The following is a 21,877-nucleotide window of genomic DNA, read 5'->3' as shown; positions in this document are numbered from 1 at the left end:
CAGAATGAAAAAACCCGCACGAGGCGGGCTTGAAAAGGGTTGGTAAGGCTTATGCCGCTTCGTCGTACTGCAAGCGGAACTGGTTGAGCAGCGCGAACACGCGCAGGCCGTTGATGTAATCCGGCGGGAACATCACGTTCACGCGGCTTGGATCATTGCCGTCACGCTCGACGATCAGGTGCTGGGCGAACACTTCGGCGTTCTCCACATGGCCTTCTTCTTCAAGACGCGCGTACTGCGCAATCAACTCGCCACGAATGGTGCTCGGCGTGATGATCGGCTGACCGGCGCCGAAGCGCGTGCCATCGCTGGCCAGCTTGTGGCGACCGTACTTGCTGGTGATGATGCCTTGCAGACGACGAATGATGAACGCCGACTGGTGCATGGTTTCGCTGTCCAGGTACGAATTATCTGCCTGGCCGTAAGCGTTCTTCTGATAGGTAGTGATCGAGCGCTGAATACGTACGTAACCACCTTCGTAGTAAGCCGTGGCGATGCCATAACGCAGCAGCGATTCACGCTCGGTCAGGGTGAAGCGCTGACTGGCGGGCGCCGGGTCCAGGCCGGGCATGGTGCCGCTCTGAGTCGGACGGCTGGCATCGGCAGAAATGAACACTGCGGTGCGCGCAGCCAAAGCAGCAGCCTGCAGCCAGACCGGTTGCGGAACGCCGGTTTCCACGCCTTGAATGGTGATGTGCTGATCGTTGCGCAGTTGGCCTGCCGCGACCAGCGTGCCGACCGTACCGCGCTTGGCGCTGTACACATGGCCATACAGTTGACGCGACCAGCTCCAGCGACCGGTGCTGTCGTCCATTGCTGCTTTCCAGGCATCCAGCGTGCTGGTGTCGGTCCACGGCATGCACAAAAACTCGAAGGGCTCGTCGCCCAGCGCAGCCAGCGCCTTGAGTTGATCGGGCGTACCCACGCCACCGGTCATGGCAATCACTGCGGCAGTCAAGCCTGCTGGAATGACTTCGCCATTGGTTTTACCCAGGCGGTTGAGTTCCAGATGAATGTCGTTGCCGCTTGCCCCGCTCCATTTGCAGGAAAGGGTCAGTACACCCGCATCGACTGCGGCCATTACCGGCAGGTCAGGGGTGGCATTGATCTTCACCGACAGCGCCGTCGCGGCTTGCGCAGCGGTCGCGCCATTGACGACAGTCGCCTGCACCCGCACACCGCCGACATACAGATTCAACAGGCCAGGTTCGGTCGCTGCGCCCGTGAGCGTAACGGTTGCAGAAGCTTTGACGCCTTCGGTATTGAGCAGCGGCAGGCACCAGACTTCCCCGGTGGGGTCGGCCTTGCGCCAGGTTTCGTACATGGCGGCCAGCATGGAGCCTTGACCGCCGATGTTTTTCGCCAGTGCAACGCTGGGCACCAGCACCAGCGAGCCGAGCTCAGGCCCGGAGACATCGTCATTGACCTGGGCAACAATCAGACGGCGCATGCTGGCCGACGCGCTGTTGGCGGCAGAGTTGTCCATTTCCGCATAAAACAGCGGCACGCGGACATCGGATGGAATGTTGTTAAAGCTGATAGCCATTGTTTGGCTTCCTCTTGGTTAGGCCGTGAAGGCTTGATGAGTGATGGGGGATTGCTCGGTTTGAACGGTGATATCTCCGTCGTTCTGACGACGCTGCCACCAGGCGTTGAAGGTGACCTGCCGACCTTCCACGGGCAGCAGATCGCCCGCTTCCGGATCCGGCACAGCGCGGCCCTCGGCCGGTATTACAGTGATGCGTTGAGTCATGGTGTTACCTCTCCTGTAAACTTCGCTTCGATACGGCCATCAGGGCCGGGGGATTTCAGATTCGGATCTGCAGGGTCGATGCAGTCCATCTCGATAGTGGCGCCAGTGAAACCGGGCAAACCGTCCAGCCAGGCTTCATGCCAGGTTTCGGCGGGCTGATCTGCAGCGCTGCGGCCAAGCTGAAACTGCGCGGCAAACCCGAAGCGATAGGTCACGCGCGCACCGCTTATCTGCACCAGCGCACCGCCTGTGTATTGCATCGCGTCGTAATCGCGATCAGCGTTCCAGCCCACCAGCGAGCGCCACAATTCGGCGCGAATTGCATGCAACTGATCGTTGGCTTGCTGCCCGCGCTTGTCATCGCCTTCAAGCACCACAACGATGTCGATCTGGTCGGTGATGCTCTGCCGGATGACGTTTTGCAGATCATTGGCCGTGGCCGAATCGCCGCTGGCGATGACATAAGCCGAGGGATGCGCAAGCTGGTCGCCAAGAGCAACCGCAGCCCAGTCGATGCCAGCGCTGACCCGAGCGGCAAAGCTCGGGCAGGTCGCCTGCAAATGGGCAACTATCGGGGTGATTTTCATAAGGGTTCCGCGTGTGTTGAAGGTTGGTCAGGTATGACGAAGGCCTATTGGCTTGCCTTGTCCAGCGCTTCATCCGCCTTGTCCGCAGCGCGAGTGGCCGCATGCGCAGCCTGGCTGGCGATAGATGCAGCGGTTTCGACCTTGTCTGCCACCTGAATCGTCGTTTCGGCAAGCCTGACCAGACGGCGATCGCGCTTGCCCAGTGCTGCGTCGTAAGCAATCCGAACCTCGGCCAGTTGCCGGGTGTGCTCGGCACTGGCCGACCACTGCCCGGCCTGAAAGCCAAGCATCAGGCACCCGGCGAGCAGCAGCACGGCGATCAACCAGATCTCCAGCCGCCGCCACCAGTGGCGAGCGATAAAATCAATTGCGCATCTGTGCATCGTTGACACCTCCAAGCTGGGATCGCAGCCGGGCAATTTCGGCACTCTGCGTGGTGACCTTGTCGGTGAGCTGAACGATGTGGCTGGTGAGGGCTTCGATCTTGCCCTCCATCCGGCCAACCGCCGCCGCGAGTTCGTTGCGCTCCCTGGCGAACTGATCAGCCCGCGCTTCGGCGTCTTTACGAGCCTGTCGCTCAGAGTCGAGCAGCTCATTGAGGCGGCGAACCGTGCCGATATCAGCGTTGTCCATCGCCCGGTCTGTTGCATCTCTTGAAAGAAACTTGCGCAGCCACAAAAAGCCGCCAAGCAAAATCGTGCCCGTGCCGCCCAGCCAGGTAGCTGTGCCTGGGCCTAGGTCGGTTGGGTCCATGGGTACTCCGGGAATAAAAAACCCCGCATGGGCGGGGTCTGAGGTGGGTCGCGATTGACCGGTTTTCGCTGTCTGAAATCCTGTTTCCAGCTGCAGCCCTGAGGCGCAAATCGCATATCGTGGTGCCTTTTTACCCCCCTCCGGAAAGGCTGGGAAGGGCCAATTTCGGGGTTGGTCGAGTTTGACCTGAGTTCAACACGAGTTCGACCACAGCTGTGCAATCGGCCCGGATAAACGGTATCGGATACCGTTTTCATCCGCCTTTATCCTGCCTTGCTTGTGGCCGCCCCATTGCTTCTGGAAGCGCTGCGCTCGGCAAGAATGGCCAGCACTTGCTGATGAAGCTTGTTGATCCAGTTGCGATAGGTGCGGTCCGCACCTTCATTGATACCGACCAGGCGCATCTGTTCGCGCACCGGCAACGCCTCTACGTAACGCAACGTCGCGAGCTGGGCCAATTCAGGCCCGCGCCCCTTCGCAGGGCTGCGCGCCAGTTGCGCAATCGCCGCCTCGACTTCACTGCTTATATAGTCCATGCCGCTGCCGTTACCGATCAGCGCACGCGAACCGGGTGTACGGCGGGGTATATAGGCACCCCATTCCATTATTCCGGCCATCGGGCTGCTGAGCCCGCCGCCCAGTCCGACACGCATGCGTTGCTCGCCCCAATGCTGCATCACCGCTTCCACTTTCTCGATCATTGTCTGTTTCCTGTCTGAGCTTGCTGAACTGCCTCGCGAACGAACCCGTCACGAAGCTTGAGCGACAGACAATACAATCTGTATTTTTTAGAGACAACCAGCATTTACAATATGTATATTGCCGATCACCCTACAGCCTGTATGATTCGACCCATGAACAGAAAATGGTATGAAGTCGCAAGACACGTCATGGAAACCCAGGACATCAGCCAGGAAGAAATGGCTGAGCGGATGGGCGTAACGCCCGGCGCCGTGGGGCATTGGCTCAATGGCAAGCGCGAACCGAAGATCGAGGTCATCAATCGATTTCTGGCCGAGCTGGGCTTGCCGATCCTCGCGACCTCCCTTCCATCCGACGAACCTGGCATGAACAACGTGGCGCAAACGGTGCAGCCTTCGCGTTTCTATCGATACCCAGTGATCAGCTGGGTCGAGGCCGGTGGCTGGAGCGAGGCGGTCGAGCCTTACCCTGCCGGATACACCGACACCTTCGAGATCAGTGACTATAAAGCCAAGGGCCGCGCCTTCTGGCTGGTCGTCCGTGGCGACTCGATGACAGCTCCCGCCGGCCAGAGTATTCCCGAAGGCATGCTGATTCTGGTGGATACCGGAATCGAGCCCACTGCCGGCAAGCTGGTCATCGCCAAGCTTCCGGAGAGCAATGAAGCCACGTTCAAAAAGCTGGTCGAAGACGCCGGTCGCTATTTCCTCAAACCACTGAACCCCGCCTACCCGACCCTTCCGGTGACCGAAGAGTGCAAGCTGATCGGGGTTATCAGGCAAATGACGATGCGCCTTTAACGTTTTGCCGAGCATCCAGGCCCCGATCATTGGGGCTTTTTTATGCGCGATCTTCCAGTTCTGGCCGACACTCATGTAGGAAAAATTTGTAGCTTGCGTGGGAAACACCCCTCAATTACTGTATGCACATACAGTAAAAAGGAGTTCACGCATGTTGAAACAGACCCTCGACACACCACAACACGACGCTTACCTGGCCCTGGCGCAACGTATTCAAGACGCTATTGCCAGCGACAAGGCTCAGATCGAGCATCAGGTGCTGCTGGTCAGAGAGCCTGGGGAAGCGCATGAACACTGGGAACGGATTCTGGAACAGATCGGCGAGGCAGAAGGGGTTTCCGTGACTCGCAACCCGGATACCGGCACAGCACACGTCTGGTGGTACATCGACTCGCTGTAAAAAAATACTACAGATCGTATTTAAAATACAAACTGTATTGTCATCGTTCACTACATATCGTATTGTTTGTTTGCACCCCATTTCGGGAGTACTCAACCATGCAAACCACAGGGAGTCATGGAATGAACGAGATACTGGATCAACTTCGCAAAGAATTCGCCACACCATGCCCTTCGTTGAGCGCCGTCAGAGAGCGTTATTTTTCGCACCTGTCGAATGATCGCAATCTGCTGCGCAAGATCAACGCAGGCCGTATTGCCCTAAAAGTCAGCCGCACCGGAGGCACGCGTCAGGGCCATCCGTTCGTGTATTTGCACGATCTGGCTGATTACTTGAGCGACATCGTGACCAACAGGGCCGCGTGAATTCAAAAAACGCCGCAAAAGATGAAAGCGCCCTTGCCGACCTTTGCAGTCTTGAAAAATCTTGGTACGTTCGCGCTACAAAATAACAACAACCGGGATCCTCTCATGACCAAGACGTCAAGGCGCTGGCCCTTCGCGGCGTGCCTGTTATCGCTGGCTTGTGGCGCCGCCACTGCGGCGCCCTATTCGACCATGGTGGTCTTCGGCGACAGCCTGGCAGACGCCGGTCAATTCCCGGACACTGCTGGCCCGGCAGGATCCACGCTGCGCTTTACCAATCGCGTGGGCCCGACGTATCAGGACGGCAGCGGTGAAGTGTTCAATCTGAACTCATCGACACTGATCGGCAGAATGCTCAACGTCTCGGCGGCCGATCTGGCAGCGTCGACATCGCCGGTCAATGCCGCAGTGGGTCAGCCGGACGGCAATAACTGGGCGGTCGGTGGCTATCGAACGGACCAGATCCTTGATTCGATAAACTCGCAGTCCACGGTCGTCGACCCCAACTCTGGCACGCTGCTACGCAACCGGACTGGCTACCTGCCGGCCAACAACTTTCGCGCTGACCCCAATGCCCTGTATTACCTGACCGGCGGCGGAAACGATTTTCTGCAAGGTCGAGTGCTGAGTGCCAACAGCGCAGGGCAAGCCGCCAACCGCCTCGCCGACAGTGCGCAAGCGCTGCAACAAGCCGGAGCGCGCTACATCATGGTCTGGTTGCTGCCGGACATCGGCAAAACGCCCGCCCTTAGCAGCACGCCATTGGCGTCCGCCACGTCGGCTCTCAGCGCTGCCTTCAATCAACAACTGGTCAGCCGTCTGGCACAGATCAATGCGCAGATCATCCCGCTCAACGTGCCGCTGCTGATCTCCGAGACGCTGGCTGAACCGTCGAGATTTGGTTTCGATCCTAATGAGAATCTGATTGCCACATGCTTCAACGGCGACAGTTGCAGAGAAAGTGCGACCAACGGCAGGTCCAGCGCGACGCCGAACCCAAACCGGGTGTTTTTCAATGACCGCGTCCACCCTACCGAAGCCGGTCAGCGGTTGCTGGCCGACTACGCCTATTCGCTGCTCTCGGCCCCTTGGGAAATCACCTTGCTGCCGGAAATGGCCAATGGGGCGCTACGCATGCATCAGGACGAAATTCGTGCGCAATGGCTCAGCGACTGGGGTAACTGGCAAGGTGTCGGGCAGTGGCAGAGCATGCTTTCGGCAGGCGGCCAGAAGATGGACTTTGATGCACAGGACAGCTCGGCCGACGCTGACGGTCGAGGCTACAACCTGACCATTGGCGGCAGCTACCGTTTTGCCGAAAACTGGCGCACGGGGGTTGTTGTAGGGGCGTATCGACAGAGTCTGGAAGCCGGTCCAAAGGACTCCGATTACAAGCTCAACAGCTACATTGCCACTGCGTTTCTGCAGTATCAGGCCAACCACTGGTGGGGCGATCTGGCAGCCTCGGGCGGCAAGCTTGACTACGAGAGTGCCGAGCGCAAGTTTGCCTTGGGCGTCAGCGAAGGCCAGGAAAAAGGCGATACCGATGGCGAAATGTGGGCCGTCAGCGGACGAGTCGGTTTCGACATAGCGGGTGCTGCCAGTCGTTGGCACCTGTCGCCGTTCGTCAGCGCCGATTACGCGCATATCGATGTTGATGGGTATTCCGAAAAAGGCGACCGCTCTACAGCACTGACCTTCAGCGATCAGACCCGAAAATCCAAACGCGCAGGCGTGGGCCTGCAAGGCAAGTTCCAGGTCACCCCGACGACGCAAGTGTGGGGAGAAGTAGCGCGTGAGCGGGAGTTCGAGACCGATCAGCAGAACGTGACCATGTCACTCAACAGCGTACAGTCAGTCGACTTCACCCTGGAGGGCTACACACCGCAACGTGACCTGAACCGGGCGACGCTGGGCGTGAGCCAGAAACTCACCCAGGACCTGACACTGCGCGGCAACTACAACTGGCGCAAGAACGACGACGTGACGCAGCAAGGGGTGAATGTCGCGTTGAGTCTGAGTTTCTAAAAAAGACGCTGGAGCGTGAGGAACGATAATCCTTGAACTATCGTGCCCATGCTCCAGCGTGCGCATCCAGCCGGCTCAGTCCTTGGCGGTCTGCGAGGCCAAGGCGACAGCGCGGAACATGGCTCGACGTTTGTTCAGGGTTTCTTCCCATTCCAATGCTGGCACCGAGTCGGCAACGATGCCGCCGCCGGCTTGCACATGCAGTTCACCGTCCTTGATCACTGCAGTACGGATCGCGATAGCGGTGTCCATGTTGCCGTTCCACGCCATATAACCTACAGCGCCGCCGTAGACGCCACGTTTCACCGGCTCCAGCTCGTCGATGATTTCCATGGCGCGGATTTTCGGCGCGCCGGACAACGTCCCGGCCGGCAGAATCGCCCGCAACGCATCCATCGCCGTCAGTCCACTTTTCAGCTGGCCGGTGACGTTGGACACAATGTGCATCACGTTGGAGTAACGCTCGATCACCATCTTCTCGGTCAGTTTCACCGTGCCTGTCTCGGACACCCGACCGACGTCATTGCGCCCCAGATCGATGAGCATCAGGTGCTCGGCGATTTCCTTATGGTCGGAGAGCAGGTCTTCTTCCAGCGCAATATCCTCCTCTTCGGTCGCGCCGCGAGGGCGGGTTCCGGCGATGGGACGCACTGTGATCAGATTATCCTCGACCCGCACCAGCACTTCCGGCGAACTGCCAACCACATGGAAGTCGCCGAAGTTGAAGAAGTACATGTAAGGCGTCGGGTTGAAGCAACGCAGCGCCCGGTACAGATCGATAGGCGCCGCGGTGAAGTCGATGGACATACGTTGTGATGGCACAACCTGCATGACGTCGCCTGCGAGGATGTACTGCTTGATCGTGTCGACCGAGGTCTCGTAGTTATCCTGGGTAAAGCTGGAGCGGAACACAGGATCGGCCGCTGGCGGCCTGTCGAGATCCAGACCACGACGCGGCGTGATCGGTTGACGCAATTTGTTCATCAGCTCGTCAAGCTGCGCAACGCCACTGGCATAAGCGTCCTTGTGCGCAGGATCAGCCAGCACGATGGCGTGCATCTTGCCTGCGAGGTTGTCGAACACCACTACAGCATCGGACACCATCAACAGGATATCCGGCACGCCTAACGGGTCCGGGTTTGGACAATTGGCCAGGCGCTTTTCGACGTAACGTACGCAGTCATAACCAAAGTAGCCAACCAGCCCGCCATTGAAACGCGGCAGCCCTGCAATGGTGGGCACGTTGTAGCGCGCTTTAAAGGTCTCGACGAAGTCCAGCGGGTCTTCGACATCGAGGCTTTCGACCTCGACACCGTCCTGAGTCACGCTGACGTGATGGCCATGAACACGCATCACGGTACGGCATGGCAGGCCGATGATCGAATAACGGCCCCATTTCTCGCCGCCCTGCACCGACTCCAGCAAGTAGGAGTTGGGCTGATCGGCCAGCTTCAGATAGATCGACAAAGGTGTGTCGAAGTCAGCCAGGGTTTCGCGGGCAAGCGGGATGCGGTTATAGCCTTGTGCAGCCAAACGCAGGAATTCTTCACGGTTCATGAGCAACCTCGTGGTTTGAGGACAAAACGGTCAGGTAGGCAAACGTGCCGGCGGGCCGGCCAGAATCAAGTCAGGCGCGCCAACGCCAGCGGGCCAGGGCCTTGATGACTTTCATCCAGAGTTTGCGAGTGACCACCACGATGGATTCTCTTGAGGAGGGACGTTTGACGTCGGGCAACAGTATCTCAGCGTCCAGATCCAGGCAACCGGGAATCAATCTGCGCAGATCATCAATGACCATCGCCGGGTTTTCCTCGGCAATCGGCCTGCCGTGGTTGTAGCCATAGCTCAATGCAACGCAGGCTACACCGGCACCCTTCGCAGCCAGCACATCACTGCGCGAATCGCCGACAAACAGTGACTGCGAGGCAGGAACACCGGCCATCTTCATCACGAAAAACAACGCGGCAGGGTCGGGTTTTTTCTGCGGCATGGTATCGCCGCCGATGATCCAGCGAAAAAAGCGCCCTAGCTTCATTTCATCCAGCAGTGGCGCAACGAAGCGCTCCGGCTTGTTGGTGATCAGGGCCATCTCGACGCCCATCTTCTGCAACCACTTCAAGGTTTCGCGCACGCCCGGATACACCACAGTGAACTCGTGCTTTTCGGCATAGGCGCGCATGAAGATATCCAGCCCCCGCTCGGCCAGCGCATCGTCGACACTGCTGTGCTCGAGGTTATTGGCAAGCGCACGGCGCACCAGCACTGGCGCACCGTTGCCGACCCAGCCACGAACCGACTCCAGACCTGCAGGTGGCCGGCCCAGCTCAGCCAGCATTTTGTCGACTGCAACAGCGAGGTCGGGAACCGAGTCCACCAGAGTGCCGTCCAGGTCGAACATGATCAGCTTGGGCAGTTGGCCTGCAAACAGCTTTTCAAAGCCGCTCATGCGCGGGCAGACGCCAGTTCTGCGCGCATCTTGTCGATCACTTCGCGATAGTCCGGGGCGTTGAAAATCGCCGAGCCTGCGACGAAGGTATCGGCACCTGCCGCCGCGATTTCGCGGATGTTATTGACATTGACGCCACCGTCGATTTCCAGACGGATATCGCGGCCCGACGCATCGATCAGCGCTCGTGCTTCGCGCAGCTTGTTGAGCGTACCGGGAATGAACTTCTGTCCGCCGAAACCCGGGTTGACGCTCATGAGCAGGATCATGTCGACCTTGTCCATCACGTACTCCAGCAGGTTCAACGGCGTTGCAGGGTTAAACACCAGACCGGCCTTGCAGCCGCCTTCGTGGATCAACTGCAGCGAACGGTCGATATGCTGGGTCGCTTCCGGGTGAAAGGTGATGTAGGTGGCACCGGCTTCGATGAAATCGCCGATGATGCGATCCACCGGGCTGACCATCAGGTGCACGTCAATCGGTGCAGTGACGCCATATTTGCGCAGCGCGCTGCACACCATCGGGCCGATAGTGAGGTTCGGGACGTAATGATTGTCCATGACATCGAAGTGAACGAAATCAGCGCCGCAGGACAGCACGTTGTCGACTTCCTCACCCAGACGGGCGAAGTCAGCGGAAAGGATCGATGGGGCAATAACGAAGGGCTGCATGACGCACCTGTTTGAGCAGAATCACGGTGGTGCGCATTGTATGCCAACCGGGGCCTGGAGCGGTAAGCCTCAAGCTGCATGCCTATGGATTTGCTTCAGCGTGCAACCCGAAACCTGCCGCGCCTGGCGGCCTCCCGATTACTGAGCCGTTCTCAGCTTTTCGCTACGCCCCCTCAACCACTCCAGCACCAGCAGCAGTAACACCGAAAAGCCGATCAGCAGAGTCGCTGCGGCAGCGATGGTCGGGCTGAGGTTTTCGCGGATGCCGCTGAACATCTGCCGGGGCAAGGTTGCCTGCTCCGGCCCGGCCAGAAACAGCGTGACGACCACTTCGTCGAACGAGGTGGCGAAGGCAAACAGCGCACCGGAGATCACCCCCGGCGCGATCAATGGCAGGGTCACGCGGCGGAAGGCTGTCAGCGGCGATGCGCCAAGGCTCGCAGCGGCGCGCACCAGGTTGTGATTGAAGCCCTGCAATGTCGCTGAAACGGTAATGATGACGAACGGCACGCCCAATACGGCATGGACCAGAATCAGCGAGGTGTAACTGTTGCCCAGGCCCAGAGGCGCGAAGAACAGGTAACTGGCGACACCGACGATCACCACCGGCACCACCATCGGCGAAATCACCAGGGCCATGACCAGCGCCTTGCCGGGAAAGTTGCCGCGTGTCAGGCCAATCGCCGCCAGCGTGCCGAAGCCCATCGCCAGCAATGTCGCCGCCGGGGCGACGATCATGCTGTTTTTCAAGGCGCGCATCCATTCCGCAGAATGGAAGAAATCCTGATACCACTGCAACGAGAAGCCTTGCAGCGGGTAGACCAGAAAGCTGCCTGAGTTGAATGACAGTGGCACGATGACCAGCACCGGCAGCACGAGAAAGAGCAGGATCAGCGCGCAGAGGATGCGCAAGGCGTAATACCAGATGCGCTCGATCGGCGATGTGTATGGATTCAACATGGTGGCGCTCCTCAGCTCAATCGCAGGCGGCTGGCGCCGACCAGCCAGCTATAAATCAGGTAAAGCACGATGGTTGCCAACAACAGCAACCCGCCAAGCGCGGTTGCCATGCCCCAATTGATGCTGGTGTTGGTGTAGAAAGCCACGAAATAACTGACCATCTGGTCATTCGGGCTGCCCAGCAAGGCCGGGGTGATGTAGTAGCCGATCGACAGAATGAACACCAGCAGGCAGCCGGCACCTATCCCCGCGTAGGTCTGCGGGAAGTACACGCGCCAGAAGCTGGCAAACGGGTGGCAGCCCAGCGAAATGGCAGCACGCATGTAGGTCGGGGAGATGTTTTTCATCACGCTGTAGATCGGCAGGATCATGAACGGCAGCATGATGTGCACCATCGAGATGTACACGCCGACCCGGTTGAAGACCAGTTCCAGCGGCTTGTCGATAATGCCCATCGCCAGCAGCGCGCTGTTGATCAGCCCGCTCGATTGCAGCAGCACAATCCAGGCCGCCACACGCACCAGAATCGAGGTCCAGAACGGCAGCAGCACCAGGATCATCAGCAGGTTGCTTTGCCGTGCCGGCAGGTTGGCCAGCAGGTACGCCAGCGGATAGGCCAGCACCAGACAGATCGCGGTGATCACCAGGCCCATCCAAAAGGTGCGGGCGAATATATCCAGATAGATCGCCTGGTCCGGGGTCGCGGGGGCCACTTCGCCCAGATCATCGATGCGATGGTCCAACGCCGCCAACAGGTAATACGGCGTGACGCTTTTGGTGTTGCGGCGCACCGCCTGCCAGTAGGCGGGGTCGCCCCAACGTTCATCCAGTGCCTCCAGCGCTTCTTTATAGGAAGCCGGTTCGGTCTTGAACGGTAGCGCGCGGGCGGTCTTGCTGAGCAGGCTGCGATAACCGGCCAGCTCCATGTTCAGACGCTTGGACAGGTCACCCAGCGTGGAATTCTTGCGCGTTTCAGCCAAGTCCAGGCTCAGCGCCTTGTAGACCGACTCGGGCGGCAGCCCTTTGCCGTCCCATTTCTGCACTTCTACCACGGTGGTCGGCAATGCAGTCACGACCTCAGGGTTGCCGACACTCTTGTAGAGCAGCGCGGCGATGGGCACCAGAAACACCAACAGCAGGAAAATCACCAACGGCGCGATCAATGCCTGAGCCTTCCAGCGGTTGACCCGCTCGGCGCGAGCGAGGCGTTGCTTCAAAGTGGGGCTGGCGCCTTCAGTCAAGGGCACGGCGATGGCCATAGCGAACTCCGGAATCTTTCAACAAGGGGGCGCCCCCGGCAACAGGAGCGCCCGGATCTGACTCACACAGCCGGGTTACTTGGCAGCCCAGGCAGTGAAACGCTGCTCAAGGGACTCGCCGTTGTCGGTCCAGAACGCCACATCCATCTGCACCTGATCCTTGATGTTCTCAGGTGTGGTCGGCATGTCTTGCAGGGTCTTTTTGTCCAGCAGCTTGACCGCCTGGGTGTTTGCCGGGCCGTAGGCGATGTTCTGCGAGTAGACCTTCTGTTGCTCGGGGCTCAGCATGAAGGCGATGAACTTCTTCGCTGCATCGGCGTTTTTCGAGCCCTTTGGAATCGCCCAGGCGTCGAAGTCATACACCCCACCGGTCCAGACCACTTTCAGGTTGCTCTCTTTTTGCACGGCAGCGATACGGCCGTTGTAGGCCGAACTCATCACCACGTCACCGGAAGCAAGGTACTGCGGTGGCTGCGCGCCCGCTTCCCACCACTGGATGTTCGGCTTGAGTTCATCGAGTTTCTTGAACGCGCGGTCCTGACCGTCTTTGCTGGCCAGTACTTTGTAGACGTCCTTTGGTGCAACGCCATCAGCCATCAGTGCGAATTCCAGTGTGTACTTGGCGCCTTTGCGCAGGCCGCGCTTGCCGGGGAATTTCTTGGTGTCCCAGAAATCGACCCAGCCGCTCGGAGCACTGGCAACCTTGTCGGCGTTGTAGGCCAGCACGGTGGACCAGACGAAGAAGCCTGCGCCACAGGTGGTGATGGCGCCGGGAACGAAATCAGCGGCATTGCCGAGCAGTTTCGGGTCGAGTTCCTCGAACATGTCTTCGTCGCAGCCGCGAGCCAGTTCTGGCGATTCGACTTCTACCAGGTCCCAGGAAACGCTTTTGGTGTCGACCATGGTTTTGACCTTGGCCATTTCGCCGTTGTACTCACCGGCGATGATCTTGCCGTTACCGGCCTTCTCCCAAGGCGCGTAGAACGCTTTTTCCTGCGCGGCCTTGTTGGCGCCGCCAAAGGAAATGACGGTCAGGTCGGTCGCGGCCATGGCTTGCGCAGCGCACATCATGCCCAACGTGATGGCGGTGAACTTCAAAGACTTCAACATAGATTCTTTTCTCCACGAGCAGTGTTGGTAAGCGATTGGGATGAGCGATCAGGTCGCCTCTGTTATTGCTTTTGTCGGTAGATCAATGCACTTGCTGCAAGGGATCGAGCGCACGCACATGCTCGACTTGCCAGCCGATGGGCACCACGTCGCCCACGTTCAGTGTCGAGTCCAGTTCGGCGATAGGCTGTTTAACGAAGAAGTCGGTCTTGCCTGCTACTTCAAGACGCACACGAACGTGATCACCGAGGTAAATGAACTCGGCCACACGACCGGAAAAACGGTTGGCACAGCTTTCGCTCCGGCCGTTGAGATGGATGCGCTCGGGCCTGATGGACAGCGTCACCGGGCCACCCGGCTGGCCGACGTTGATTGCCAGCGCGTGTATTTTCTCACCGCGCTCCAGCTCGACCACGCAGCGGTCGCCGTCCTGGCTGACCAGCCGCCCGTTGAGCCGGTTGTTCTCGCCGATGAAGTTGGCCACAAAGGTATTTTTCGGTTCCTCGTACAGGCTGCGCGGCGGCGCGATCTGCTGGATCTCGCCCTGATGGAACACCGCAACCCGGTCTGACATGGTCAGGGCTTCACCCTGGTCGTGGGTCACATAGACCACGGTCACGCCTAGGCGCTGATGCAGGTGTTTGATCTCCATCTGCATGTGCTCACGCAGTTGCTTGTCGAGCGCGCCGAGCGGTTCGTCCATCAGCACCAGTTGCGGTTCGAACACCAGCGCACGCGCCAAAGCCACACGCTGCTGCTGACCGCCGGACAACTGCGCAGGGTAGCGATGCGCGAACGTGTCCAGCTGGACCATGCCCAATGCTTTTTTGACCTTCTCGCCGACATCCGTTTTGCTCATGCCGCGCACCGTCAGCGGGAACGCGAGGTTCTCGGCAACCGTCATGTGCGGGAACAGAGCGTAGTTCTGAAACACCATGCCGATATCGCGCTTGTGCGGTGGCACGTTATTAATGGCACGACCACCCAGGAGGATTTCGCCCGCCGTTGGCGTTTCGAAGCCGGCCAGCATCATCAGGCTGGTGGTCTTGCCAGAGCCGGACGGGCCAAGCAGGGTCAGGAATTCGCCTTTGCGAATGTCTAGGTTAAGGTCTTTGACGATCAGTGCTTCGCCGTCGTAGCTCTTTTGCACACCACGAAAGCTGACCAGAACATCATTTGCCCCAGCGCTTGTATCGACGTCGCTCATCACCCACACCTTTGTTTTGTCTGCGTAGGCCCAAGACTAGAGCAGCCTGCATCCCCCGCAAATCGGGGGCCGAGAGAGAATCACCCAGGCAAGCTGGAAGGCTAGGCGTAGGAATTGCCCTACAGAGATGGCGCGATTGAGCTAGTTGAGACCATCGTTATCCACTAAGGGGGCAGTGTGGTAGCGGACTTGTCCGCGAACTGCCGGGGACCGGAAGCAAGACCGGCGACCTCACTAGGTCAGATTAATCAAGATGGCCGGTTTTGGGGCCGCTTCGCAGCCCATCGCAGCCGTCGTAACCTCCTGAAGCTCCCACGCCCTTTGGGCAGAAGCTCAGATTCCAGGCTCTTCAGGGCGCACGCATAGCGATGAGCAAAGCATCGGCCCGACACTCTGCTGAGGTGTCGTTTTCAGACTCAGAGCAGTTTGTGCTCCATCGCGTATTTGACGAGGTCGGCCAGCGAGTTGAGCTTCATTTTCTGCATCAACCGCGCCTTGTGGGTGCTGATGGTCTTGCTGCTCAGGGCCAGTTGCTGGGCGATGTCGTTGACATTGGCGCCCTGAGCCAGACGCTCGAACACCGAAAACTCGCGCTCCGACAGTAGCGAATGCAAAGGCCGGTTATCGGTAAGGCCTACTTCGAAGACCATGCGGTCGGCAAGATCGGGGTCGATATAACGCCCGCCTGCCGCGACCCGGCGAATAGCCGTCAGCAGCAGTGCAGGGTCGCTGTCCTTGGTTGCATAACCTGCGGCGCCGACTTTCAAGGCGCGCGCTGCCATTTGCGCCTCGTTGTGCATTGACAACACCAGGATCGCTGGCGGATTGACCAGTGCACGAATCCGCGGAATCGCCTCCAGGCCGTTAACGCCTGGCATGGAAATATCCAGCAATACCACTTCACAGGCCACATGGCGCAGGGTCTCAAGCAACTGCTCGCCATTGCTGGCCTCGCCCACCACTTGCAGATCCCTGGCCAGGCCAATCAGCTGCTTGATCCCTTCACGCACGATAGTGTGATCTTCAGCTACCAAAACACGAATCACGGTTGTCGCTCCTGAGCGGTGGGGTCCAGCGGGATGAACGCGCGCAAGGTTGTGCCCTCTCCTGGCTCGCTGTCCAGCTCCAGTCTGCCGCCGAGCATCAGCACACGCTCGCGCATCCCGACCAGACCGAATGAAACCGCCCTGCCCGACTCGATGACAAAGCCCTTTCCGTCATCGGCGATGGTCATGCATAGCATCTGGTCTTGCAGCGTCAGGCTGATGTCCACCGTATGCGCCTCGGCATGACGCATGACGTTGGTCAACGCCTCCTGAAGAATCCGGAACATGCCGGTAGCCTTGGTATCACTGAGCAACGGAAGATTGTCAGGCACTTGCACCAGACAGGGAATCTGCGTACGCGCCTCGAAACGGCGTGCCTGCCATTCGATCGCCGAGGCAATGCCGGCGTCGAGAATCGGCGGCCGTAGCGCAGTGGCGACATCACGCACCAGCTGAAACAACTGGGCAATGAGGCGCTTCATGCTGTCCAGCCGCTCACTCAAGCCAGGGTCGAGACTGGCATACGCCAGCTCGCACATCGACGTCTCCAGCTTCAAGACCGTCAACATCTGGCCCAACTCGTCATGAACTTCCCTGGCAATACGGCCTTTTTCCTCCTCGCGCACGCTTTCCAGGTGCGCGGACAATTCGCGTAGCTGATCGTGAGCGCGGCGGCGTTCGCTGACATCACTGAGGAACACCACCAGGTATTCGGCTTCACAAAAACGCAGGAAGCTCAGCGAGACGTCAACCGGCAGAAAACTGCCATCGGCGCGCAGGCAATGGGTCTCAAACACCTGCGGACTGCCCTCACTGGAACGTGCGCTCTTCCACAGATGAAGCCAGCGATCCATGTGCAGACCGGGATCGAAATCGATCAGAGGACGCTCAACCACATGCCCCGGCGCATAGCCCAGCATGGACTCCGCCGCCCGGTTGGCATAGCGCACGCGGCTGTCCCAGTTGACCCAGAGAATACCGACGGTGCTCTGATCAATGGAAAATTGCGCTAGACGCAGCGCCTCTTCACTGGCGACGTGGCGGGCAAGGTCTTCACGCCCGCCGAGCACCTCCCGCTCCAGCGCCTGCTGCTGGCGACGTTGCCAGATCACGATGGCAAAACAGGCCAGCAGCATCACCAGCAGCAGGATGCACAGGTTTTTCCAGAGTTTTGTCGATTCACTGAGGTGCGACGGGGTGAGTGGCATCCAGCGAGCATGCAGTTGTTCCAGCTGCCTGGCAGGAATCGCCCGCAAGGCTTCGCTGACGATAGCTGCCAGCTCAGGCGCGTCGCGCCGTGAAGCCACACGCAGCAGTTGCGGGAGGCCGATATCTCCCACTACCGCCAGCCCGGCGAACTCCGGCTCACGCAGCAGGCGACTCAGTTGCGCCTCGTCCACCACAGCGTAACGTGCCTGCTGACTGAGCAGCAATTGCAGCACCTGACGCTCCAATGGCACGCCTTGCAGGTTCAAATGCGGAAAATTGCTACGCAGGTAATCGGCAGTAGCGCTCGGCATACGCACCGCCACCCTGGAAAGACTGTCGAGTTTTTCCAGTTCCACGGCGGTACCGCCATCACGTTCGCCGATCAACAGCTGCGACACCCGCAGATACGGATCGGAAAACACCCACAGACGCAGCCCCGCAGGGGTTTGCATCAAACCGGGGGCGACGTCGATTTCACCATTGCTCAGGGCTTTTTCCAGTGACGCCTGATCGGCAAAGTTTCGCCACAGCAACTCGGCCGGCAGGGTGGCCGCCAGTGCATTCATCAGGTCGACATTGGCACCAGACAACTGCTGTAAACGCTGGTCGAACTGAGCATAGGGCGCACGCAACACCAGACCGACCCGCAAAGGACCATGCTGATCAAGCCAGCTACGCTGTGCAGGACTCAACTGAGCAGCGGCAGGTGTTTCAGGCTCTTCAGCCTGGGTACTCGCCATCTCAACCATCAAGAGCAAAGCCAGGCAGCCGATAAAGCCGGTGCGCAGAAGACGAATGATCAATGTGTCGCTCTCGTGTGTTCGCATGGCGGTCATGTGCCGCGCAGGCTCATGCCTGACAAAAGCCGATCAACCCATTAGGCTGCCGGGACAGTTACCGGCTTGGAATATCCGATGTCCTACCCCTTTCGCGCAATGCTTCCCGCAGTGTTTCTCTCATTGATGCTTCCTTGCGCCCTGCCTGCGACAGCGGCCGACCCGACGCCAGCGAAGGACGCTGCCGAAGCACCTGTCGAGCGGGCACCACTGCTCAGTCGCGCTCAGGAAGACGAACTGGCGCTGGAGCGTCAGTTGCCTCGCGAGGACCAACAGCAACTGAAGGCCGGGGACGAAAGCTTTCTAGCACTCTGGAAGCCCGCAAACAGCGAAGCACCTCAGGGCGCCGTCATCATCGTCCCGGGCGACGACGAGTCTCCCGACTGGCCGGACGCCGTCGGGCCGTTGCGACGCAAGTTCCCGGATGTCGGCTGGTCGAGCCTGAGCATCACCCTGCCGGACGCTCAGGACACGACCTTGACAGCGCGTGAGCCCGACACCGCGGCTGCAGATGCCAACGCCGAAAAACCGAAGGAAACGCCCAAGGATACAGCGGAGAAAACGCCAGACCCGGCGGCTGAGGCTGAAGCTCAGGCCGCCGCTGCAACCGCCAAGGCCGCAGCCGATGAAGAACGCAACAAGGCTCAGGCCGAGCGTATTTTTGCCCGCATAGAAAGCGCGATCAGCTTCGCGCAGCAGAACAAGGCACACAGCATAGTGCTGGTCGGCCATAGCAGTGGGGCGTACTGGGCGGCCAGGTTCCTCAATGAGCGGACCTCGCCTGTCGTGCAGAAACTGGTGATGATCGCTGCTCGCGAGCCCGTCAATCCCGCACCTACGCTACTGGAAATGGTGCCCTCGCTTAAAATCAAGACCGCTGACTTCGTTTACAAGAACCCTGTGGACCTGGCCGCCAAGGCGCGCTTGCAGGCCAGTAAACGCGCCAAGGGGCCGGGGTTTACCCAAATTGCCCTGATCAACATCATCGGCAATGAAAGCACCGAGCAAGATCAGCTGTTCAGGCGCGTTCGCGGCTGGATAGAGGCCAAAGAGGAAAAGTAAACGCCACGAACGCAGCGCGTTACAGGCGCAGCTTCAGGTGAAGCCGCGCCGGTTTTTCACGACCCGATAGGCGTTGTGCAATGCGCTGGTTTTCTCGGTGGCCACACGCACCTGTCGGGCATCGGCACCCGAGCCGGCGATCTTGTCCGGGTGGTGCCGACTGAGCAAGCGCCGATAAGCGCGCTTGATGCTCAAAGGGTCGGTGTCAGACTTTATACCGAGCAGGGCCATCGCCCCCTTGTAGTCATCACCTGTACTGATCGGCGCACGCCGCATGGGATCATGCTCGCCAGCCAGAGACTCGACCTGCTGTTGCGACCAACCCAGCCACATGCCCCACATGCCGATCAGTTCGCGCTCGACCCGGGAAGCCTTGCCGTCCGCCCAGGCCATACGCCAGCACGCACGCAACAAGGCTTCCGTCAGCTCAGCCTGACCCTGCAAACCGCGCAAATAGCTGCGCAAACCATCGGCACCATCCCTGCCGCGCTTGAAGGCGTTGATGGCGCGTAATTGCTCGGCCTCGTTCAGGTTCAGACGGCGCATCTCGGTACGCGCCTGGTGGATGTGACTGGCGACCACGCGCCCTTCACTCTTGGCCAGCCGGCCCAGCAGCACGAACAACAGATCGTCGCCAGGTATCGCCGCACGCCCGCCCAGACGTTCGCGCAGGTGCGCCCAGCTCTGAATCTTCAGCCGCCGGTCCAGCGCCTGCCCCAACAACGCGCCGAGCATGGCGCCCGGAATGCTGGCAATTGCATAACCGGCTCCAGCGCCGACCAGTGTGCCGGGCCAGAGCATTCAGCGAGTCTCCGCAAGCAACTGCTCGACTTCGGCCAGACGCTCATGAGTGCCGACATCCACCCAACGGCCCCTGAAGTGCTCACCCGTAACCAGCCCCTGGTGCATGGCTTCGCGCAGCAACGGTGCCAGCTTGAACGCACCGGGCTCGCACTCGGCAAAAAGACGCGGATGCAGAATGGCGATGCCGCTGTACGTCAGCCTCTGCCCGGCCGAGTCGTCATCACGCACCTGACCGTCGACCAGTGAAAAGTCGCCGGTCGGGTGATGCGCCGGGTTGTCGATCAGCACCAGATGGGCCAGGCCAGATATCGGCGTGCGCAAAGCGTTGAAATCGTAGTCGGTCCAGACATCACCATTGACCACGACAAAAGGCTCGCTGCCCAGCAACGGCAGCGCACGATGAATGCCCCCGCCTGTTTCCAGCGGCATGCCTTCGGGGGAGTAACGGATGCTCAGGTCAAAACGCTGACCGTCCCCCAGATAATCCTCTATCTGCTGGCCCAGCCAGGCATGGTTGATGACCAACTGGTGAAAGCCTGCCTCGCGCAAGGCATTCAAATGGTATTCGATCAGAGGCACTCCCCCGGCACGCACCAGCGGTTTAGGCGTGTGCAGGGTCAACGGTCGCATACGCTCGCCCTTTCCGGCAGCGAGAATCATCGCTTTCATGCAGTCCTCTTCAAATCAATCAATGTCTGTTGTTTCAAGTTGGCGTTCATCTGTTCGATCAGACTGAAGTAGTTACAGGGTGTTGCAGGCTGGTAAGCAACTGTCCCAATTGCGCCAGTTCGGGCCTTTTCGAAAGAACCGCTTCGATATAGGCGAAGAAGCGCGGGACATCGTCCAGATAACGAGGCTTGCCGTCGCGATGGCAGATTCGCGCGAAGATCCCGATGACCTTCAAATGACGCTGCACGCCCATCAGATCACTGGCGCGCTCGAATGACGCAAAATCTTCCTGCACCGGAATGCCGAGCGCACGCGCCTTGTCCCAGTACGTGTTCAGCCATTGGCTGACACGTTCCTGCGGCCAGCTCAGGAAGGCATCCTTGAACAGGCAGGTCACGTCATAGGTCACCGGGCCATACACAGCATCCTGGAAGTCCAGTACACCGGGACCGGGTTCGCTGACCATCAGGTTGCGGGGCATGTAATCACGATGCACCAGTACCTTGGGCTGCGCCAGCGCACTGTTGATCAGGAGCGCGCTGATCTGCTGCCACTCAGCCTGTTGCTCCTCATCCATCTCGATCCCCAGATGGCGCTTCACGTACCACTCCGGAAACAGCTCCAGCTCGCGTCGGAGCAAGGCTTCGTCATAACTCGGCAGCGGCGTGTCCATCGGCAGTTGCTGGAACGCCAACAGTGCCTCAATGGCTTTGGCGAAGAATGCATCGGCATTGGCATCATTGATCACATCAAGATAAGTATCACGACCCAGATCGTTGAGCAGCAAAAAGCCTTGCGTCAGGTCTTCGGCATATATTTTTGGAACATTAATGCCCGACCTGGCCAATAAATGAGCGATTTCTACAAACGGTTTGCAGTTTTCCTGGGGTGGAGGCGCATCCATGACAATAAAAGTTCGATCGGCACCCTCCCAGCGAAAATAACGGCGAAAACTTGCGTCACTGCTGGCGGCAGTCAACGTGGCCGGGGGAACGGCGCCCCAATTGTGCGCTGCAAAGAGCGCTGGCAACTGCTCATCGAGCCAAACTTTCAGGGATTGCAGGCGTATATCTTGATCTGACATTACAAGGGTCTCCGACGGCGCTAGCCGTCAAGCGGGTCATGCTTTATTATCCGGAATCTTTTTCAGCCCATCGAGAGGCGTGCGGCCCCCCCGCGGGCAGATGGCGCGCAGGAAGCCCGGACTAAT

Annotated in this window: 23 protein-coding genes; 5 read left to right on the top strand and 18 right to left on the bottom strand. The window is 59.4% G+C overall.

Features of this window, described 5'->3' with window-relative positions:
• Positions 1–49 precede the first annotated feature (49 nt).
• The 6 genes from ALO43_RS26080 to ALO43_RS26055 all read right to left on the bottom strand — a co-directional run bounded on the left by ALO43_RS26080 (position 50) and on the right by ALO43_RS26055 (position 3,794).
• Complete coding sequence (locus tag ALO43_RS26080; RefSeq protein WP_054998382.1) at positions 50–1,546, bottom strand: phage tail sheath subtilisin-like domain-containing protein; 1,497 nt, start codon at positions 1,544–1,546, stop codon at positions 50–52.
• 18 nt (positions 1,547–1,564) lie between these two features.
• Positions 1,565–1,753 (bottom strand): DUF2635 domain-containing protein, encoded by a 189-nt coding sequence (locus ALO43_RS26075; protein WP_005896672.1) that lies wholly within the window; start codon positions 1,751–1,753, stop codon positions 1,565–1,567.
• Positions 1,750–2,340 carry a phage tail terminator protein gene (locus tag ALO43_RS26070; RefSeq protein WP_024670562.1) on the bottom strand — a complete coding sequence of 197 codons (591 nt, stop codon included), beginning with the start codon at positions 2,338–2,340 and terminating at the stop codon, positions 1,750–1,752. Before ALO43_RS26070 ends, ALO43_RS26075 begins: the two co-directional genes overlap by 4 nt.
• 44 nt (positions 2,341–2,384) lie before the next feature.
• Entirely contained in the window at positions 2,385–2,723 is a 339-nt protein-coding gene (locus tag ALO43_RS26065) for a hypothetical protein (RefSeq protein WP_024670563.1), read from the bottom strand.
• Positions 2,704–3,093, bottom strand: coding sequence for a DUF3450 domain-containing protein (locus tag ALO43_RS26060; RefSeq protein WP_054991418.1), 390 nt, complete (start codon positions 3,091–3,093; stop codon positions 2,704–2,706). The genes ALO43_RS26065 and ALO43_RS26060 overlap by 20 nt, the downstream gene beginning before the upstream one ends.
• Before the next feature lie 263 nt (positions 3,094–3,356).
• Positions 3,357–3,794 carry a hypothetical protein gene (locus tag ALO43_RS26055; protein ID WP_024670565.1) on the bottom strand — a complete coding sequence of 146 codons (438 nt, stop codon included), beginning with the start codon at positions 3,792–3,794 and terminating at the stop codon, positions 3,357–3,359.
• A 189-nt stretch (positions 3,795–3,983) separates the two neighbouring features.
• Between ALO43_RS26055 and ALO43_RS26050 the strand changes: the two genes are divergently transcribed.
• The 4 genes from ALO43_RS26050 to estP all read left to right on the top strand — a co-directional run bounded on the left by ALO43_RS26050 (position 3,984) and on the right by estP (position 7,388).
• Positions 3,984–4,595, top strand: a complete 612-nt coding sequence (locus ALO43_RS26050; protein WP_024670566.1) for a LexA family protein — start codon at positions 3,984–3,986, stop codon at positions 4,593–4,595.
• Between the two features lie 151 nt (positions 4,596–4,746).
• Positions 4,747–4,995: a DUF1654 domain-containing protein gene (locus ALO43_RS26045; protein ID WP_054998381.1), complete on the top strand. Its 249-nt coding sequence runs from the start codon at positions 4,747–4,749 to the stop codon at positions 4,993–4,995.
• A gap of 122 nt (positions 4,996–5,117) precedes the next feature.
• A complete protein-coding gene (locus ALO43_RS26040; protein WP_005896663.1) occupies positions 5,118–5,360 on the top strand; it encodes a pyocin activator PrtN family protein in 243 nt (80 codons plus the stop codon).
• A 105-nt stretch (positions 5,361–5,465) separates the two neighbouring features.
• Positions 5,466–7,388 (top strand): esterase EstP, encoded by a 1,923-nt coding sequence (gene estP / locus ALO43_RS26035; RefSeq protein ID WP_042932975.1) that lies wholly within the window; start codon positions 5,466–5,468, stop codon positions 7,386–7,388.
• A 75-nt stretch (positions 7,389–7,463) separates the two neighbouring features.
• Here the strand turns inward: estP and trpE are convergent, their stop codons facing one another.
• From trpE to ALO43_RS25990, 9 genes are all read right to left on the bottom strand, one after another.
• A complete protein-coding gene (gene trpE / locus ALO43_RS26030) occupies positions 7,464–8,945 on the bottom strand; it encodes an anthranilate synthase component I (RefSeq protein ID WP_054998380.1) in 1,482 nt (493 codons plus the stop codon).
• A 70-nt stretch (positions 8,946–9,015) separates the two neighbouring features.
• Positions 9,016–9,834 (bottom strand): phosphoglycolate phosphatase, encoded by an 819-nt coding sequence (locus ALO43_RS26025; RefSeq protein WP_024690880.1) that lies wholly within the window; start codon positions 9,832–9,834, stop codon positions 9,016–9,018.
• Entirely contained in the window at positions 9,831–10,505 is a 675-nt protein-coding gene (rpe, locus tag ALO43_RS26020; protein WP_024670570.1) for a ribulose-phosphate 3-epimerase, read from the bottom strand. The genes ALO43_RS26025 and rpe overlap by 4 nt, the downstream gene beginning before the upstream one ends.
• A gap of 138 nt (positions 10,506–10,643) precedes the next feature.
• Positions 10,644–11,465, bottom strand: a complete 822-nt coding sequence (locus tag ALO43_RS26015; RefSeq protein WP_005896652.1) for an ABC transporter permease — start codon at positions 11,463–11,465, stop codon at positions 10,644–10,646.
• 11 nt (positions 11,466–11,476) lie between these two features.
• Positions 11,477–12,724 carry an ABC transporter permease gene (locus tag ALO43_RS26010; RefSeq protein ID WP_054998379.1) on the bottom strand — a complete coding sequence of 416 codons (1,248 nt, stop codon included), beginning with the start codon at positions 12,722–12,724 and terminating at the stop codon, positions 11,477–11,479.
• Positions 12,725–12,799: 75 nt separating this feature from the next.
• Positions 12,800–13,834: a polyamine ABC transporter substrate-binding protein gene (locus tag ALO43_RS26005; RefSeq protein WP_053931845.1), complete on the bottom strand. Its 1,035-nt coding sequence runs from the start codon at positions 13,832–13,834 to the stop codon at positions 12,800–12,802.
• Positions 13,835–13,916: 82 nt separating this feature from the next.
• Positions 13,917–15,041 carry an ABC transporter ATP-binding protein gene (locus tag ALO43_RS26000; RefSeq protein WP_005896646.1) on the bottom strand — a complete coding sequence of 375 codons (1,125 nt, stop codon included), beginning with the start codon at positions 15,039–15,041 and terminating at the stop codon, positions 13,917–13,919.
• A 416-nt stretch (positions 15,042–15,457) separates the two neighbouring features.
• Complete coding sequence (locus tag ALO43_RS25995; RefSeq protein ID WP_024669237.1) at positions 15,458–16,087, bottom strand: response regulator; 630 nt, start codon at positions 16,085–16,087, stop codon at positions 15,458–15,460.
• Positions 16,084–18,132 (bottom strand): sensor histidine kinase, encoded by a 2,049-nt coding sequence (locus ALO43_RS25990; protein WP_054998378.1) that lies wholly within the window; start codon positions 18,130–18,132, stop codon positions 16,084–16,086. Before ALO43_RS25990 ends, ALO43_RS25995 begins: the two co-directional genes overlap by 4 nt.
• 78 nt (positions 18,133–18,210) lie before the next feature.
• Here ALO43_RS25990 and ALO43_RS25985 point away from each other — a divergent pair, with 78 nt between their 5' ends.
• On the top strand, positions 18,211–19,194 hold the full coding sequence (locus ALO43_RS25985) for an alpha/beta hydrolase family protein (protein WP_005896638.1): 984 nt from the start codon (positions 18,211–18,213) through the stop codon (positions 19,192–19,194).
• 33 nt (positions 19,195–19,227) lie between these two features.
• Here the strand turns inward: ALO43_RS25985 and ALO43_RS25980 are convergent, their stop codons facing one another.
• The 3 genes from ALO43_RS25980 to ALO43_RS25970 are packed head-to-tail and all read right to left on the bottom strand — an operon-like array spanning position 19,228 to position 21,751.
• Positions 19,228–19,995, bottom strand: a complete 768-nt coding sequence (locus ALO43_RS25980; RefSeq protein ID WP_053480342.1) for a TerB family tellurite resistance protein — start codon at positions 19,993–19,995, stop codon at positions 19,228–19,230.
• Positions 19,996–20,667, bottom strand: a complete 672-nt coding sequence (murU, locus tag ALO43_RS25975; RefSeq protein WP_024669235.1) for an N-acetylmuramate alpha-1-phosphate uridylyltransferase MurU — start codon at positions 20,665–20,667, stop codon at positions 19,996–19,998. It lies immediately after the preceding gene.
• Between the two features lie 58 nt (positions 20,668–20,725).
• Complete coding sequence (locus ALO43_RS25970) at positions 20,726–21,751, bottom strand: aminoglycoside phosphotransferase family protein (RefSeq protein WP_054998377.1); 1,026 nt, start codon at positions 21,749–21,751, stop codon at positions 20,726–20,728.
• Positions 21,752–21,877: the final 126 nt, after the last annotated feature.

Source organism: Pseudomonas tremae, assembly GCF_001401155.1.
In the GTDB taxonomy this organism is placed as follows: domain Bacteria; phylum Pseudomonadota; class Gammaproteobacteria; order Pseudomonadales; family Pseudomonadaceae; genus Aquipseudomonas; species Aquipseudomonas tremae.
This window is presented reverse-complemented; position numbering and strand designations above follow the sequence as displayed.

Excerpts from the sequence above, each read along its gene's own strand:
- ALO43_RS26015 (WP_005896652.1), bottom strand. The coding sequence starts at position 11,465 with ATGTTGAATCCATACACATCGCCGATCGAGCGCATCTGGTATTACGCC.
- ALO43_RS26050 (WP_024670566.1), top strand. The coding sequence starts at position 3,984 with ATGGAAACCCAGGACATCAGCCAGGAAGAAATGGCTGAGCGGATGGGC.
- trpE (WP_054998380.1), bottom strand. The coding sequence starts at position 8,945 with ATGAACCGTGAAGAATTCCTGCGTTTGGCTGCACAAGGCTATAACCGC.
- ALO43_RS25970 (WP_054998377.1), bottom strand. The coding sequence starts at position 21,751 with ATGTCAGATCAAGATATACGCCTGCAATCCCTGAAAGTTTGGCTCGAT.
- murU (WP_024669235.1), bottom strand. The coding sequence starts at position 20,667 with ATGAAAGCGATGATTCTCGCTGCCGGAAAGGGCGAGCGTATGCGACCG.
- ALO43_RS26075 (WP_005896672.1), bottom strand. The coding sequence starts at position 1,753 with ATGACTCAACGCATCACTGTAATACCGGCCGAGGGCCGCGCTGTGCCG.
- rpe (WP_024670570.1), bottom strand. The coding sequence starts at position 10,505 with ATGCAGCCCTTCGTTATTGCCCCATCGATCCTTTCCGCTGACTTCGCC.
- ALO43_RS26070 (WP_024670562.1), bottom strand. The coding sequence starts at position 2,340 with ATGAAAATCACCCCGATAGTTGCCCATTTGCAGGCGACCTGCCCGAGC.
- ALO43_RS26040 (WP_005896663.1), top strand. The coding sequence starts at position 5,118 with ATGAACGAGATACTGGATCAACTTCGCAAAGAATTCGCCACACCATGC.
- ALO43_RS25985 (WP_005896638.1), top strand. The coding sequence starts at position 18,211 with ATGTCCTACCCCTTTCGCGCAATGCTTCCCGCAGTGTTTCTCTCATTG.
- ALO43_RS26080 (WP_054998382.1), bottom strand. The coding sequence starts at position 1,546 with ATGGCTATCAGCTTTAACAACATTCCATCCGATGTCCGCGTGCCGCTG.
- ALO43_RS26000 (WP_005896646.1), bottom strand. The coding sequence starts at position 15,041 with ATGAGCGACGTCGATACAAGCGCTGGGGCAAATGATGTTCTGGTCAGC.
- ALO43_RS26025 (WP_024690880.1), bottom strand. The coding sequence starts at position 9,834 with ATGAGCGGCTTTGAAAAGCTGTTTGCAGGCCAACTGCCCAAGCTGATC.
- estP (WP_042932975.1), top strand. The coding sequence starts at position 5,466 with ATGACCAAGACGTCAAGGCGCTGGCCCTTCGCGGCGTGCCTGTTATCG.
- ALO43_RS26010 (WP_054998379.1), bottom strand. The coding sequence starts at position 12,724 with ATGGCCATCGCCGTGCCCTTGACTGAAGGCGCCAGCCCCACTTTGAAG.
- ALO43_RS26045 (WP_054998381.1), top strand. The coding sequence starts at position 4,747 with ATGTTGAAACAGACCCTCGACACACCACAACACGACGCTTACCTGGCC.
- ALO43_RS25980 (WP_053480342.1), bottom strand. The coding sequence starts at position 19,995 with ATGCTCTGGCCCGGCACACTGGTCGGCGCTGGAGCCGGTTATGCAATT.
- ALO43_RS26065 (WP_024670563.1), bottom strand. The coding sequence starts at position 2,723 with ATGCACAGATGCGCAATTGATTTTATCGCTCGCCACTGGTGGCGGCGG.
- ALO43_RS26055 (WP_024670565.1), bottom strand. The coding sequence starts at position 3,794 with ATGATCGAGAAAGTGGAAGCGGTGATGCAGCATTGGGGCGAGCAACGC.
- ALO43_RS26005 (WP_053931845.1), bottom strand. The coding sequence starts at position 13,834 with ATGTTGAAGTCTTTGAAGTTCACCGCCATCACGTTGGGCATGATGTGC.
- ALO43_RS25990 (WP_054998378.1), bottom strand. The coding sequence starts at position 18,132 with ATGACCGCCATGCGAACACACGAGAGCGACACATTGATCATTCGTCTT.
- ALO43_RS26060 (WP_054991418.1), bottom strand. The coding sequence starts at position 3,093 with ATGGACCCAACCGACCTAGGCCCAGGCACAGCTACCTGGCTGGGCGGC.